Origin of the sequence: Nitrospira sp. SG-bin1 (genome assembly GCA_002083365.1) — a bacterium.
Taxonomy (GTDB): Bacteria; Nitrospirota; Nitrospiria; order Nitrospirales; family Nitrospiraceae; genus Nitrospira_D.
The window spans coordinates 1-13763 of record LVWS01000047.1; the positions used below are offsets into that span (position 1 = coordinate 1).

The window sequence follows — 13763 nt, forward strand, 5'->3', positions numbered from 1 at the left end:
CATTCCGCGCGGAGAATAAATCAGACCTTCCCTAGCGGGAGACACGGCCGGATTGTATAACGACCGGTTAAGCCTTCTCTTGACCGTTGGCTGAGCGTGACGAGCTTCAGCGTCATTCTCTGGAGAGTAGCGGGGACGTTGAATCGGATCGACGCGGTAAGAGTCGAGAGCGAGCGATGTCACAAGGAAGCCGTCAAGCAACGTCGCGCCGCCGGGGTCATGGCTGAAAGCGAGCCGGGTAAAGGATCGATCTTTTCAACACGGTTCCTTGTAACCAAGAATATCGGGGACCATCGTTGAGGGGCGACCGGCAGGCCCAAGAACATGTGACGGTGGATCGGATCGACGGCCGACACATGCCGAGCTCGATCGGTTTCCGCCCACGCGTGTGAGGTTGATATGACTCGGTTGACCGCCGGATCGGATCACCGGACCATTCTCATCGTGGACGACAATCCGGCTGCCTTGTATGTGAAGAGTCGACTGCTCAGCCGACAGGGCTACCGCGTGATCGAGACGAATAACGGCCGCGAGGCACTCGCCATGGCCGCCGCGGAACGACCTGATCTGATACTCCTTGACGTCAATCTGCCGGACATCGACGGTTTCGATGTGTGCCGGCAACTCAAGACACAACCCGAGACCCAATTCATCAAAATATTGCAGACTTCCGCCGCCCGCATCGGCGCGCCGGATCGGTTACGGGGGTTGGAAGTCGGCGCCGACGCCTATCTGATTGAGCCGGCGGAAGAAGAAGAGTTGATCGGCACGGTGGAGGCCCTATTGAAGCTGGGCCAGCATGAACGGGACAACCGGCGCCTCATCGAACGTCTCAGCGAAAGCGAAGCACGCTATCGGTCCCTCGTCGAGCGGATGCCGGCGGCCATGTACACCATCGATCGGGACGGCCGCATCACGTTTTACAACGAGCAAGCGGCTGAGTTGTGGGGGCGCCGGCCCAACCTGAGAGACAGGGAGGATCGGTTTTGCGGGTCTCACAGGCTGTTTTGGCCGGACGGAACACTGTTGCCGCACGACAAGACGCCCATGGCCGATGCGGTGCAGCACGGCACAGTCCTGCATGGCCAGGAAATCATCATTGAACGCCCGGACGGCACCAGGCGCCACGTGATCGTCCATATCGATCCATTGCAAAACGCGGAAGGCCACATCATCGGCGCGGTGAACCTGTTCACGGATATCACCGCACGGAAGCGTCGAGAGGACCAGCTGCGTGAAAGCGAAGAACGGTTTGCGCTCACTCATCGTGCAACAGGCATCGGAACCTTCGAGTGGCGACCGGACTCCGGACAGGTCATCTGGAACCGAGCTCACTATGAACTGTTCGGGATCGATCCATCGAGGCCCTGCAGTTTTGAACTCTGGCGCGATGCAGTCCATCCGGACGACCTTTCCAGGACGCTGCAAGCCGTCCAATGTGTGCTTGACCGGGGAGAGGGTGTGATCGATTCGGAATATCGGATCGTCCGACCGGATGGGGACATCCGTTGGATGCAAGGCCTCGGCCGACTCTACTCGGCGAGCGAACGAGAACCGAGGCGAGTGATCGGCATCTGCCTGGACATCACGGATCGCAAGCGAGCGGAGACGGCGCTTCGGAGGAGCGAAGAAGAGTTCCGCACGATCAGCAACGCGGCGCCGGCATTGGTCTGGGTTTGTAATGCCGACGGACAGATCATTTACGTGAACGAACGTTGGTATGAATATACCGGTCAAACGCGCGAACAGGCGGTCGGATTTGGATGGGCGGAGACTCTCCATCCCGATGACCACGCGCGCATCCTGACATATTGGGAGCGATGCCGGGCCGCTGGAACCACGTATGAAGGCGAATGCCGCTACCGTCGGCACGACGGCGCCTATCGGTGGCACAGCTTTCGAGCCTTGCCGCGGCGAGACGAACAAAGCCGGATTGAGGCGTGGTATGGGATCAGTATCGACATCCACGTGCGCAAGCAGGCCGAAGAGGCGCTCCGCCAGAGCGAAGAGATGTTGCTTCTGGCTCAGCGGAGTGCGCGAGCCGGGGTGTGGGACGTCGATCTCGTAGGCGGTAGGGTTCGATGGTCCGAGCCATATTATGAACTCTATGGGCTCAGCCGGGAGGTGATTCCATCACAGGAAGGTTGGATTGCCAGCATCCATCCCGAGGATCGTGCGCGGGTCGAAGCGGAGTTTGCGAACGCGATAGCAAGCCGAGGGGCACAGCGCCTCGAATTTCGCATTCTGCGAGACCGCGAAGTGCGGTGGCTCCATAGTGAGGGTCAGGTGATGTGCGATGCCAACGGTCGGCCCGTTCGAGTCGCGGGACTCACCTGGGATATCACCGAGCGGAAGCGGGCCGAAGAGCAGCTGCGAGAGAGTCATCGGTTCGTCAGTGAAATGACCGGCGTGCTTCCCGGCGTGCTCTATGTGTTCGATCTCCGCGAGCGCCGAAACGTCTACGTCAATCGACACACGGGGAAGGTGCTCGGGTATAGCGCGGAAGAGGTGCATGCTCTGGGGACCGAATTTATCCCTTCCGTCTTGCACCCCGACGATGCACCGCGGCTGCAACAGCACCTGGAATATCTGAAAGACTTGGCGGATGGAGTCACGGCCCAGATGGAATATCGCTTCCGCCATCGAGACGGATCCTACCGATGGTTCCTGAGTCGTGATGTGGTGTGGCAGCGGTCCGCGGAGGGTGAGGTGCGCCAGATCCTTGGGATGGCCACGGATATCACGGAACGGAAACAAGCCGAGGAAAAGCTGCGTGAAAGCGAGCTGCGGTTTCGCGCGCTGGTCGAACGTATCGGCGATGTGTTCTGGATATCCGACCCTTCCTCGAAGACCTTGCTGTATGTCAGTCAGACATTTGCCGACATATGGGGCCGTCATCCGCGAGAACTGTACGACCATTTTGGATTGTGGATGGATGCGATCCATGAGGACGATCGACCGAGAGTGGCCGCAGGGTTTATTGAGCGTATCTATGCCGGAACATATGACATGGAATACCGCGTCGTGCGGCCGGATGGTTCGATACGATGGATCCATGATCGAGGCAAACCGTTGGGCATTGGGGATCTTGTCGCCGGCGTCGCGGAGGATATTACGGAACGCAAGCAGGCGGAGCGGGCGCTACGCGAAAGCGAGGAGAGGTTCCGCTTGTTGGCCGAGGCGATGCCGCATTTCGTGTGGCAGACCGATGAGCAAGGCCAGGCGGAATATGAAAATCAGCGGTGGTACCACTACACAGGTTTGACGCATGCGACGACGGGACGGGGCGGATGGCTCACGGTCCAGCACCCGGACGATGCCCCACGATTGGCCGAAGCATGGAAGAAAGCCGTCGAGACAGGCGGGGAATACGATGCCGAAACGAGATTCCGCCGCGCTGTGGACGGCACTTATCGGTGGTTTCGCGTGAGAGGCGCCCCGGTACGGGATGCTGAAGGCCGCATCCAGTCATGGGTGGGTACCTGCACGGATATTCATGATCGCAAGGAGACGGAGGCCGCGCTGCGTGAGAGCGAAACACGGTTTCGGAACGTCTTCGAGCATGCAGGGACAGGAATCGCCATTGCCACGCTCGATGGAAGTTTTGTCCAGTGTAATCCGGCCTACTGCGCGATGCTGGGCTACAGCGAGGAAGAATTCCGACGGCTGAGATTTTCGGAATTGATCCATGCCGACGACCGTGCCGACAACCTTGCCGAGATTGAGCGATTGCTGAGGGCGGAGTTGCCCAACTTCGAAATCGAGAATCGGTACGTGCACAAGAACGGTCAACCGGTGTGGGTGCACAAGTTCGTCTCGTTGCTGCGTGATCATGCCGGCGAGGCGAAGTATTTGGTGGCGTTGGTGACCAACGTGACGGAACGGCGCAAGGCGGAGCAGGCGCTGCGCGAGACGCAAGCGCGTCTTCAGCGCTGGAACGTGGAGCTGGAACAGGCCGTCAATGAGAAGACCGCGGAATTGCGGCAGTCACAGGATCGCCTCCGGACGATGACGAGCGAGTTGAACCTGGCCGAGCAGCGCGAACGCAAACGCCTGGCCACCGAACTGCACGACCATCTGCAACAGATGCTGGTTGTCGGCAAGTTGACCATCGGACAGGGGAAACGAGTGACTAATAGCCTGCCTGCCTGTGAAGCCGTTCTCAAGAAGGTCGACGACATCCTGTCCGACGCGTTGACCTATAGCCGGACGTTGGTCGCGGAACTCAGTCCGCCGGTCCTGCGGGATCATGGCCTGGCGGCCAGCCTCAAGTGGCTGGCGGAATACATGAAGACAAAGCATACGCACACCGTGACCGTCGCCGTGCCCGACGATACGGAACTCACCCTGCCGGAAGACCAAGTGATCCTCTTGTTTCAATCGGCGCGGGAACTCTTGATCAATTCGGCGAAACACGCCGGTACCGGACGGGCGACGCTCCGGATGGACCGGCGAGCGGACCAGCTTCGCATCACCGTGCGGGATGAGGGCAAGGGGTTCGAGCCTGCGGCGACGGCCGGAACCCCCAGCGGTGAGCTTTCCTCCAAGTTCGGGCTCTATAGCATTGAGGAGCGTATGCGGGCTTTAGGCGGTTCGTTCATCCTGGAGTCCGTTCCGGGGCACGGGACTAGCGCGACTTTAATGGTGCCGTTGACGACGAACGCAAAGAATCAAGAGACCACAGCCGATGATTCGCCGCTGATCTCTCGTCGTCCTCACGCGAACGGCGCGTCACAAGATCCGTGTCTTGGCGATCGCCCCACGATCCGGGTGTTGCTCGTGGATGACCATGCGATGGTGCGGCAAGGGCTGCGTTCGGTGCTGGACGCCTATGCGGATATTCAGGTGGTCGGGGAGGCTCGGGATGGATCGGAGGCGGTCAAACTCGTCGAGGAGCTCCGGCCACGGGTGGTGGTGATGGACATCAACATGCCGAAGATGAATGGAATCGAGGCGACGGAGCACATCAAACTTCGTTACCCGGACACCATGGTGATCGGCATTTCGGTGAACATCGGAGACGGGAACAGCGACGCAATGCGGCGAGCCGGAGCCGCTACGCTGCTGACTAAAGAGGCAGCGGTGGAGCAACTCCATGAGACGATCGTTCAGGCAGTGGGATCGTAGATACTCTCGAAAGTCGATTCACCGATAGATCTCATCCGTCCCTTTACTGCTGCGGCGACGTATCGATGCCAGAGATTGGAATGTTCGCTTCTTGCGGACAAGCAAGTGAATGAGCAGAGGTCAAGCGTCCCATTCTAATCGCTAATTGTGTCCTACCCTTGACTCCCGAAAAAACAGCTTGTTAAAGTCGAGGTTGTCGTGTTTCGTATGCTTCTGTATGTTTGTTTCCTCCCGATAGGCTATCCATGCACTGTATCTCAAACTTGACCAAGTTGTTTCTATGGGCGGTGTGTCTCGCAGCCGGGACGAACGGCATGATCGCACAGGCCGGGCAGGGACCCATTGAATTATCTTCCCGATCCGCCACACCCGGTGCCACCTTGGTGCTGAATGGGAAAGGGTTGGGAACCTTTAAGTCGACTCAATTCAACCGGGTGACCGTCAATGGAGTGTCGGCATTGGTGCAACGATGGGACACAGAGGCCATCGAAATCAAGGTTCCCTTCAAGGCCACCAGCGGTCCGGTTGAAGTGTTCATGGGCAAGAAGAAGCTGTCCGCCGGGCCGTTGCTCATCACGGCTCCTCGGATAGACGCCATCACGCCGACGGAAGCGGAACGGGGAACCACGCTGCAGATTACCGGGCGTCATTTCGGCCTTTCGGCTGGTGCGCGTGATCCGAACACGATGTTCGGCGTCAATGACGTGGTGGTCGGTGGGGTCGTGGTGCGTCCTAAGCGGTGGAAAGACGACAAGATCGAGCTTGAAATTCCGACGAATGCGGTGAACGGTGATGTGGTGGTTCGGCTGGCTTCCTCCGATCCGCTTCCGGACGGATCGTGTTGCGCTCCGGTCGAACATGTCGTGAGTAACGCCGTTCCGTTGAAGCTGATTCCGTCCATCAGAGTGGACCCGGTCAGCGGGCCGGTGGGGACGAAGGTGGTCCTGTTCGGCCAGGGATTCGGAAATGCCAAGGAATCGATGGACGATGGCGTACTGATAGGTGAACGGCCGGCGACCATTGCCCAATGGAAGGACGATGTCATCGTCTTTCATGTCCCGCTCGACGCGCAGTCGGGTCCGTTGGTGTTGAAACATCAGGGACGGGAACGGGTGCTGGCACAGTTTACCGTTCATGTTCCCCGCGTCACGTCCATGACTCCGGCCAGTGCGCCCATCGGGACGTTGCTGCGCATTAACGGCGAACACTTTGGGTTTTACTCGGAGAGCGGATCGACTCCCTACAACTTCATGGACTTCAATACCGGCGAGAATCGCGTCGAAATCGGCGGGGTGCCGGCGGTGATCTACCGGTGGAACGATGACCGGATCGATGCGTGGGTGCCGTTCAGCGCGAAGTCCGGCAAGGTCGTGATCTATCGGAGTGCCAACACGCCGAACGTCGGCGGACTCTGTTGCGCCGAGCGAAGAGCGCTCGCCGTCGAGGCCGGGGACTTCATGTTGGTCACACCCGTCATCGAATCGTATGCACCTCACACCGCGGGATTGGATGCCACGGTGACGATCAAAGGCCGGGGGTTCGGCACCTTCCTCAAGACCGCCGAACATGCGGACTTTGGGTTGAATCAAAAAGCCTATAAACGACGCACCGACGTCGAAATCAACGAGCCGGGTGAAAATACCACCGTCGTGTCGAATGTGTCACGGACCGAAGTCTTGTTCAACGGCGCGGCCGCACTGGTTCAGTCATGGACCGATGAGGAAATCGTCGTCAAGGTCCCGCACCGTAATCTCTACGGCATCGGAAAGAAGGGAGAGTTTTTCGATAACCTGGCGACCGGGCCGTTGGTCGTTCGCCGGGGATCATGGGACTTGCTTCCCGATGGAACCTGTTGCTCGCCGAAAAAATGGTTGACGCTTGAAGCCGGACCGTTCACCATCGAGGCGAAAGGGCTTCCCGACTCAGGCTACTGGGATAACAACAGACCTGACGCGAGTACCAATCAATAATGCCGGTGTGGTTCTCTCGCCTCGGTCACCCCACGCGACAGAACGTAGTCGCATCGCTCGGCATCTTACTCGGAGCATTGCTCCTGCCGCCTCAATCGGCGGGAAACGCCGATTCCAACCTGTCGGTCATCGCCCAAGCGAGTAGCACGAAATCAACGTTGATGAGCATTCAGTTTCGCACGCCTCAGCAGGGGTGGGCGGTAGGAAGCGGAGGCACAATCCTAAAGACCACCGATGGCGGCAAGAGATGGAAACGGGTAACCAGCGGGACGTCGACTCTGTTGACGTCGGTGTTCTTTACGGACCCATCCATTGGATGGGTGGCGGGGAGCGGAGGATTTCTGAGCCGCACGACGAATGGAGGCGAGTCCTGGGTTCAACAAGTCTTGGATACGCAACAGCCACTGTACGCCGCTTATTTCTCTTCTCCAACCGTCGGATGGGTCGTCGGAGGAGGAGGCACGATCTTTCACACAACGGATGGCGGCCAACATTGGGCCGAACAGGTCAGTGGGACGACGGCGGCCCTTTATGCGGCGCATTTTCTCGATGACCGGAAGGGCGCGATTGTCGGTGCGTTGGGCACCGTCCTTTCCACGGACAATGGGGGGGCGAGCTGGACTCCGCAAGAAACGCAGAATGCGGCGACCTTGTTCGACGTTTTTTTCACGGATGCTACGACCGGATGGGCCGTCGGCAATGCGGGGGCCTTGTTTCAAACCACTGATGGTGGAGCAAAATGGGTGGATCAAACCTTGCCCTGCGGCAAGACGTGCACAAAGGTCATCGATCTGTTGAAAGTCCGCTTCACGAGTCCTCAAGAAGGTTGGATTGTCGGCGAGCGGGGCATGCTGTATCGGACGGCCGACGCCGGCCACACCTGGAGTGAGGGACGATCGATCACTCCATCTTCATTATTTGGTCTCAGTTTTCCAGACGCTGCCCGTGGGTGGGCCAGCGGGGAAAACGGGACCATCATTCATCTCCAACCAGGGCGTTGATCCTCCATCGGTTCATCCGATTCCTCTCTGCTTTCCGGCGATTTCGAATGTTCTTGTCTCTATTCGGTGCGCTTCTTGATTCTGATCTCCGGGCAGACATCGAGTCGAGGATGAGAGGGATTAGGCGAGCCGCCTCTCGATCAGGCCGGAAGAAATTCTGTCGCGACGCTGTTTCCTCGGGTACGGTTTCGAACGTTCATCCTGAAAGTGTCACTTCGAAATTCGCGGGCTGATCCAACACTCCATGACCCATGCCGATCTCCGTTGACAAATGTCTGTGGCCAAATTAATGTAGTGACATCACTACAACAATGGACAATTGTATGCATATTGGATTACGCGAAGCGAATCAACAATTTTCTCGCCTGATTAAAATGATAAGGGGCGGACAGGAAGTGGTCCTGACTGAGCGAGGAAGGCCATTCGCAGTGCTGAGACCGATTCGGAAGCGAGACCAGACGGCCATTCAACGGTTGGAGGCTGCGGGCTTCTTGCGTCCTGCAGCCAAACGTGCCGGCCTTCCGGTGTGGAAGCCGAGGCCAGCTACAGGGCGTCCCTTGGCTAAGACGATGCGGCAAGAGCGAGACAAACGGTGAGACAGAGTCGCTGGGCGTATTTCGATGCTAGTGTGCTGGTGAAACGATATGTCAAGGAGCCGGGGTCATCCGCCGCGCGACGACATTTGCAGCAGTATCGATTTCTGTCCTCGGCTGTCGCCCCGGTCGAAGTGTTGTCCGTATTGAGCCGACGCTGCCTGGTCGGAGACCTTACGCAACGTCATTTTTTAGCCATCCGGTCGAGGATCCGGAAAGACCGCAGCTACTGGGAGCTCGTAGAAGTCAGTGGGATTGTTCTGAATCGGGCGGAGGAACTGGCCCAACAAACCGGCTTAAGAACGCTTGATGCCCTCCACCTTGCCTCGGCCCTCACATTCCAAGCCGCTTCAGGACTCACCATTCCCTTCGTCACCGCGGATGTGAAACAGCACAAAGCAGCCGAACGACTTGGACTACATCTGATTTGGGTTGAATAAAACCGCTATGGCCCATTGCGTTTTCTTGGCGACCGATGTCGGCAGCATACTGTGCGCTCATTTATTGCTCGGCGATTGGCCTTGTCGGTCTTCTCCAGACCCATCACTACCGTCTTGAGGATCACTGGGTTGTGTTTTTGACGTCCGCTTATTGGCTGGCGACTGGCCTTGTCCCTTGCCAGCTGATGCTGCTCCGTGCGTCTTGGATTCTCCCGACTGCAATTGTGATGTGCGTTTGTTGGCGGGTGATTGCCCTTGTCCCTTGCCGGGTGATGTCGAACCATGCTGTATGGTTCTTTCCTCCGGCGAGGTCTCGGCATCCGCCAATCCTGCAATACCGTGCCCTGTGAAAATGGCTGCTACTCCGATCAACAGGACCCGAAAGCCAAGTCTGTATTGCCGTCTCATTGTCCACCTCCAGTGTAGACGGAACTCAAGACGCAAGGGGTACCTTCAATAAGCAATCAGTAACTGAATGTGCAACACGTTCGAGTATCGCCAGTGTAGCGTGTCGTTGTACTCATCATGACGAGGATTCTCCCTAGGTCTCTCATGCTGGATCCCATTTCGACATTGTGAGCTAAATTTTCGGCAGGAGGTACATTACCCGCCTGTGGCTATCGTAAGCTTGCACATTCCGCTCGAGAGTCGCATCCGTACTGCTGGATAAGAGTCCTCCATGCGTCAAACCATTCGGCTTCGAGGTCTTGGCGCGACAAAAGATGTCCAACTCATGTAAGCCGGCCCGCATAGAATTCGGCCGCGATTCCCTGTTGGAGACAGTGAGATCTTTTTAAGGTATGGCACCGATTCGTGACGCTCGAGCCGCGAGACTCCTTCGGCGATTATGGGAAATGGTGCGATCGATGATGGCCCCGCAATTCATGCATTTCCAGGCATAAAAGACGAGAAAGAAATCTGAAAACCGTTCCAACATCATCATCCCCTTGCACTTCGGACATTCCATTGATCCCTCCCAGGTCGGTTAGGTTCACAGCTAATGACAAGGTCAAGCAAAACCTACGCCAATTCGCCGCGGTGCGGTATTGCAAGGAGTTGTAGGCTACGTAGTTAGACTAGGTAGATGATTTTCAAAATATTGACGATGCACGAGAGTGTAATCCGTCAATGTTTTGCCGGCTGCTGTGAGAAGGGCGCCTATGCACTTTCTTGTCTGGGTAGGCGGTCGGGTCGGTATCGGCTTGCGAAGATCCAGATGGCAGTGATCTTTCGATGAGCAGCTTTTACTTTGATTTGCATGGCGTACGGATTCTCGAGCAAGCTATTCCTAAGCTTTTCACGAGAAGCGCCACCGGGCCCACGCATTTGAAGCATGCCGCTCCCGCTCTGCAGCTGCGGGCGCTGGGATCAGTGCCGCATCTACTGAACGACGAGGTTGCAGCTCGGTGGCTTAACCGCCTTTTTGTAATCCGATTTCACAACCAGTATGATTTCAATGGGCAAGCTTAGAATTGAGCTTACCCAGACAGGCACGGCGAGATGATCCCTCCAGCACTCGAATCGTGGGCATTTTGGACGGGAGTAGCCGGTGTGGTGTTCCCGGCATTGGGGGCTTTATGTGGCGGTTTATCGTGGTGGTTCTCCTCCACCATCAAGTCTTTGAAAGAAGAGATAGACGTCACTGAGGGGGAAAAAATCCAAGCGCTTACTGAAACCGTTTCCTACCTGCAGCTGCCAGCAGAGTGGACGCTGAAAGCAGGCGTCGTGCTCACGGCGTTGGGAGCCTTATGTGGCGGCTTGTCCTGGTGGTTTACTTCCACAGTCGGCGACATGAAAGAAGGAGCCCGTCGGCATTTTGAGGAGGAATCTAAAACGAAGCTGGAGGTGGCTGCGCAGGAAGTGTTGAGGGCACGCCAGGAAACGGCGAAAGCGCTCGCGGATGTGGCTGTCGCGAACGAGCGTGCTGGAAAATTGGAAGCGAAGGCAGCGGCACTTCGAGACCAAGCGGCGCGAGTGGAATACATGATGAGAGCCGCTGAAGCACGATCCGAGGAAGCGAAGAAAGAGGCCGCGCAGGCCGGTGAAGGAACGGCTAAAGCACTGGCCGAAACTGCGGCCACTAAGGAGCGCGCAAATAAGCTGGAAGGGGAGGCAGCGGCGCTTCGAGAGCGAGCGGCGCGAGCAGAAGCCGAACTTCTAAAAGTCAAAGATCGCATCAAGAGAAGAATAATCTCAGATGCTCAGCGCGCACGCCTCCTCAAGAAGCTGAAACCGCTGCCCAAAGAGCCAATAGGCATCGTCGCACTATTGGGGGATGAAGAAGCAGTCAGCCTTGCAAGACAGATCGCGGATATTCTTAAAGAAGCCGGGTGGGACAACATCACCGTTAAGCAAGCCTTGTTTAGCGGTAGAGTGAGAGATTTCGAAATCAGGATTCGAGACCGTCAGAACATCCCGTCATTTGCAGTACAGGTAGGGGAAGCTTTTGATTCCATCGGGTTTATGCCTACGGCAGTTATTGATCGCTCCGTGCCCGACGGGGCTCTTGAAATCGTTGTTGGCATGAAGCCAAATTCCGAATAGCATCTGATTTGATCATTGTTCCCTTCTGCTCCACGCCGATTTCTGCTGCTTCGCAATGTCACGAGTATTGTATTGACTATGGCGGCTACCTTTCGTCAAGAGTTTGCCTCTTGATGCTTGTTGTCCGGGCGTCTGCGGGAACGGACACAGACATTCCCAAACCCGGTTCATGCCAAGGCTGAAGGGTAGGACCCTCGTAGCGATAACCTCCTTGCACGGGATCAGCAGTCAGGAGCAAGGGAGTGTCCAGGTCCAACACCTCGAACCCTTGCATGCCCAAGACTAAGCTGAAGGAGCATCCCATGGCGATGCGCGATTCGAGCATGCCGCCGACCATCAGCTTCAAGTTGGCCTTGAGAGTAAAGGCTGCAATTTCCGCCGCCTCCAGCACGCCGGTTTTCATGATTTTGATATTGATGTAGTCGGCGGCGTTCTGTGCGACAATCTTCCGAGCATCATCGAGGGAGCGTACGGACTCGTCCGCCGCGACGGGAATGCCGGTTTCTCGCCGAATGGCGGCCAGACTGTCGAGGTCATCCCGCACGACCGGCTGTTCCAGCAAGACCATCGTCCCGCCGAATTGCCGGACCCCATCGGCGAACGCAAGACACTCCGCTCGTGAAAACCCCTGATTGCCGTCGCCGATGAATGAAATGCCGGGCAAGACTCGATGTAAGGCTTCAAGTCGGCGGACATCTCCATCCACATCCTTGCCGACTTTCATCTTGAACAGGCGGAAGCCTCGCTCATACCACCCGCAAGCAAGGGACAACGTCTTCTCCTGGGTAGCGATCGGAATCGTGATATCGGTGACGCGGGGACGCACATCGGCACCGCCCCAGAGCCGCCACAAGGGGATACCGGTGGCACGGCAATGCGCATCGAGCAATGCGGTCTCGATACCGCACCGCGCAGAGGGTTGGGCAGGGGCTTGCTCTGCCAGGTAGTGGGCTAAGCTTTGGTAGTCACGAACCGACCGGCCGATGAGTGAAGGCGCAAGACGTGCCAGCGATTGGAGGCAGGACCAGCGATCTTCACCGCCGACTTCAGGGAACGGCGCTGCTTCCCCATAGCCATGAATACCGTTGCTGAGTGTGATGCGGACAAAGACATTCTCCGCGGCGATCCGCGTCCCCGTCGAGACGACGAAAGGGTCCGTGACGGGCGTATCGATCGGCCAGAACGTCACGTTTTCGATACAATCATTCTTCATCGGATCGCGTGGCTGCGTCTCACAGTAGTTTAGGAGTAAGGTACTCTCTGCCATTCGCTTCGTAGGGCCAGCCTCCGCAGCCATGACGAAGTGAAAAGCGATTCGCCCATACCATCGGATTCGGCTATCCCAGTCCGCCGAGGCGCGATTGGAGAATGCTGATGGTGGCGATGGCGGCCGTTTCGGATCGCAAGATGTGCTGACCGAGGGTGATGGAACAAACGTTTGCCTGCTCAGCCTTCTCCATTTCTTCCTTGCTCCAGCCTCCCTCCGGCCCGATCAAGAGCAGCACGGAGCCTGTCACATCTTGTGGTAGTGCGACCGTTTGTAAAATTTTTCCTTTCCGTCGCTCGGCAAGCATGAGAGTCACTGTACCGTTTGCCTGCCGTGTCAGCAATGAGGCAAGTGATTCCGGCTCCGCAATCGTCGGTATGTGCCACCGTTCGGATTGCTGGGCGGCTTCCAGCACGATGCGCCGCCAGCGGGCAAGTTGGTGGCCAACACGGTCGGCTTTGAGTTGCACCACACTGTATCGGCTTTCAATCGGCACGAGTTCATCCACGCCCAGCTCGGTGGCTTTCTGAATCACCCAATCCATCTTTTCGCCCTTGAGCAACGATTGGCCGAGGATCAGACGAGGGGTGCGGCGCGGCGGTTCTTGGATCGTTTCGAGAATCTGGCCGGTGACCGCCTGTTTGGATACATTGGTAATTCTTGCCAGGTACTTGGTGCCCTGTCCATCGCCGAGCCAAAGGGTTTCCCCGACGGCGATACGGAGACTATCCCTGATGTGAATCAGGAGATCGTCTGTGATGGAAATGGCCGGCGGGGCGACGCATTGAGGAGGAACGAAAAATACGGGCATGTGGCCCTGG

At 57.4% G+C, this 13763-nt stretch carries 11 protein-coding genes; 8 read left to right on the forward strand and 3 right to left on the reverse strand.

Annotation, left to right across the window (positions count from 1 at the left end; genetic code table 11):
- Positions 1-96: 96 nt before the first annotated feature.
- From A4E19_10695 to A4E19_10720, 6 genes are all read left to right on the forward strand, one after another.
- The gene (locus tag A4E19_10695; protein OQW30020.1) at positions 97-300 is read left to right on the forward strand and encodes a hypothetical protein; all 204 of its coding nucleotides are present in this window, start codon (positions 97-99) and stop codon (positions 298-300) included.
- A 99-nt stretch (positions 301-399) separates the two neighbouring features.
- Positions 400-5127, forward strand: coding sequence for a hypothetical protein (locus A4E19_10700; protein ID OQW30021.1), 4728 nt, complete (start codon positions 400-402; stop codon positions 5125-5127).
- 245 nt (positions 5128-5372) lie between these two features.
- Positions 5373-7097, forward strand: a complete 1725-nt coding sequence (locus A4E19_10705; GenBank protein OQW30022.1) for a hypothetical protein — start codon at positions 5373-5375, stop codon at positions 7095-7097.
- Positions 7097-8098, forward strand: coding sequence for a hypothetical protein (locus A4E19_10710; GenBank protein OQW30023.1), 1002 nt, complete (start codon positions 7097-7099; stop codon positions 8096-8098). The genes A4E19_10705 and A4E19_10710 overlap by 1 nt, the downstream gene beginning before the upstream one ends.
- A gap of 323 nt (positions 8099-8421) precedes the next feature.
- Positions 8422-8694: a hypothetical protein gene (locus tag A4E19_10715; GenBank protein OQW30024.1), complete on the forward strand. Its 273-nt coding sequence runs from the start codon at positions 8422-8424 to the stop codon at positions 8692-8694.
- Positions 8691-9131, forward strand: coding sequence for a hypothetical protein (locus A4E19_10720; GenBank protein ID OQW30025.1), 441 nt, complete (start codon positions 8691-8693; stop codon positions 9129-9131). The genes A4E19_10715 and A4E19_10720 overlap by 4 nt, the downstream gene beginning before the upstream one ends.
- Before the next feature lie 57 nt (positions 9132-9188).
- On the opposite strand, the gene A4E19_10725 is transcribed toward A4E19_10720, so the two are convergent.
- Entirely contained in the window at positions 9189-9539 is a 351-nt protein-coding gene (locus A4E19_10725) for a hypothetical protein (GenBank protein OQW30026.1), read from the reverse strand.
- 825 nt (positions 9540-10364) lie between these two features.
- Between A4E19_10725 and A4E19_10730 the strand changes: the two genes are divergently transcribed.
- A complete protein-coding gene (locus A4E19_10730; GenBank protein OQW30027.1) occupies positions 10365-10601 on the forward strand; it encodes a hypothetical protein in 237 nt (78 codons plus the stop codon).
- Positions 10602-10631: 30 nt separating this feature from the next.
- Positions 10632-11675, forward strand: a complete 1044-nt coding sequence (locus tag A4E19_10735; protein OQW30028.1) for a hypothetical protein — start codon at positions 10632-10634, stop codon at positions 11673-11675.
- 85 nt (positions 11676-11760) lie between these two features.
- Here A4E19_10735 and A4E19_10740 read toward each other — a convergent pair whose 3' ends face one another.
- Both A4E19_10740 and A4E19_10745 read right to left on the reverse strand, forming a co-directional pair.
- Entirely contained in the window at positions 11761-12888 is a 1128-nt protein-coding gene (locus tag A4E19_10740) for a dipeptide epimerase (protein ID OQW30029.1), read from the reverse strand.
- A 124-nt stretch (positions 12889-13012) separates the two neighbouring features.
- A complete protein-coding gene (locus tag A4E19_10745) occupies positions 13013-13753 on the reverse strand; it encodes a hypothetical protein (protein OQW30030.1) in 741 nt (246 codons plus the stop codon).
- Positions 13754-13763 lie beyond the last annotated feature (10 nt).

What these genes read in the sequence shown, in the direction of transcription:
- A4E19_10725 (OQW30026.1), bottom strand. Translation starts at nt 9,539, where the DNA reads ATGAGACGGCAATACAGACTTGGCTTTCGGGTCCTGTTGATCGGAGTA.
- A4E19_10700 (OQW30021.1), top strand. Translation starts at nt 400, where the DNA reads ATGACTCGGTTGACCGCCGGATCGGATCACCGGACCATTCTCATCGTG.
- A4E19_10745 (OQW30030.1), bottom strand. Translation starts at nt 13,753, where the DNA reads ATGCCCGTATTTTTCGTTCCTCCTCAATGCGTCGCCCCGCCGGCCATT.
- A4E19_10715 (OQW30024.1), top strand. Translation starts at nt 8,422, where the DNA reads ATGCATATTGGATTACGCGAAGCGAATCAACAATTTTCTCGCCTGATT.
- A4E19_10730 (OQW30027.1), top strand. Translation starts at nt 10,365, where the DNA reads ATGAGCAGCTTTTACTTTGATTTGCATGGCGTACGGATTCTCGAGCAA.
- A4E19_10740 (OQW30029.1), bottom strand. Translation starts at nt 12,888, where the DNA reads ATGAAGAATGATTGTATCGAAAACGTGACGTTCTGGCCGATCGATACG.
- A4E19_10735 (OQW30028.1), top strand. Translation starts at nt 10,632, where the DNA reads ATGATCCCTCCAGCACTCGAATCGTGGGCATTTTGGACGGGAGTAGCC.
- A4E19_10705 (OQW30022.1), top strand. Translation starts at nt 5,373, where the DNA reads ATGCACTGTATCTCAAACTTGACCAAGTTGTTTCTATGGGCGGTGTGT.
- A4E19_10710 (OQW30023.1), top strand. Translation starts at nt 7,097, where the DNA reads ATGCCGGTGTGGTTCTCTCGCCTCGGTCACCCCACGCGACAGAACGTA.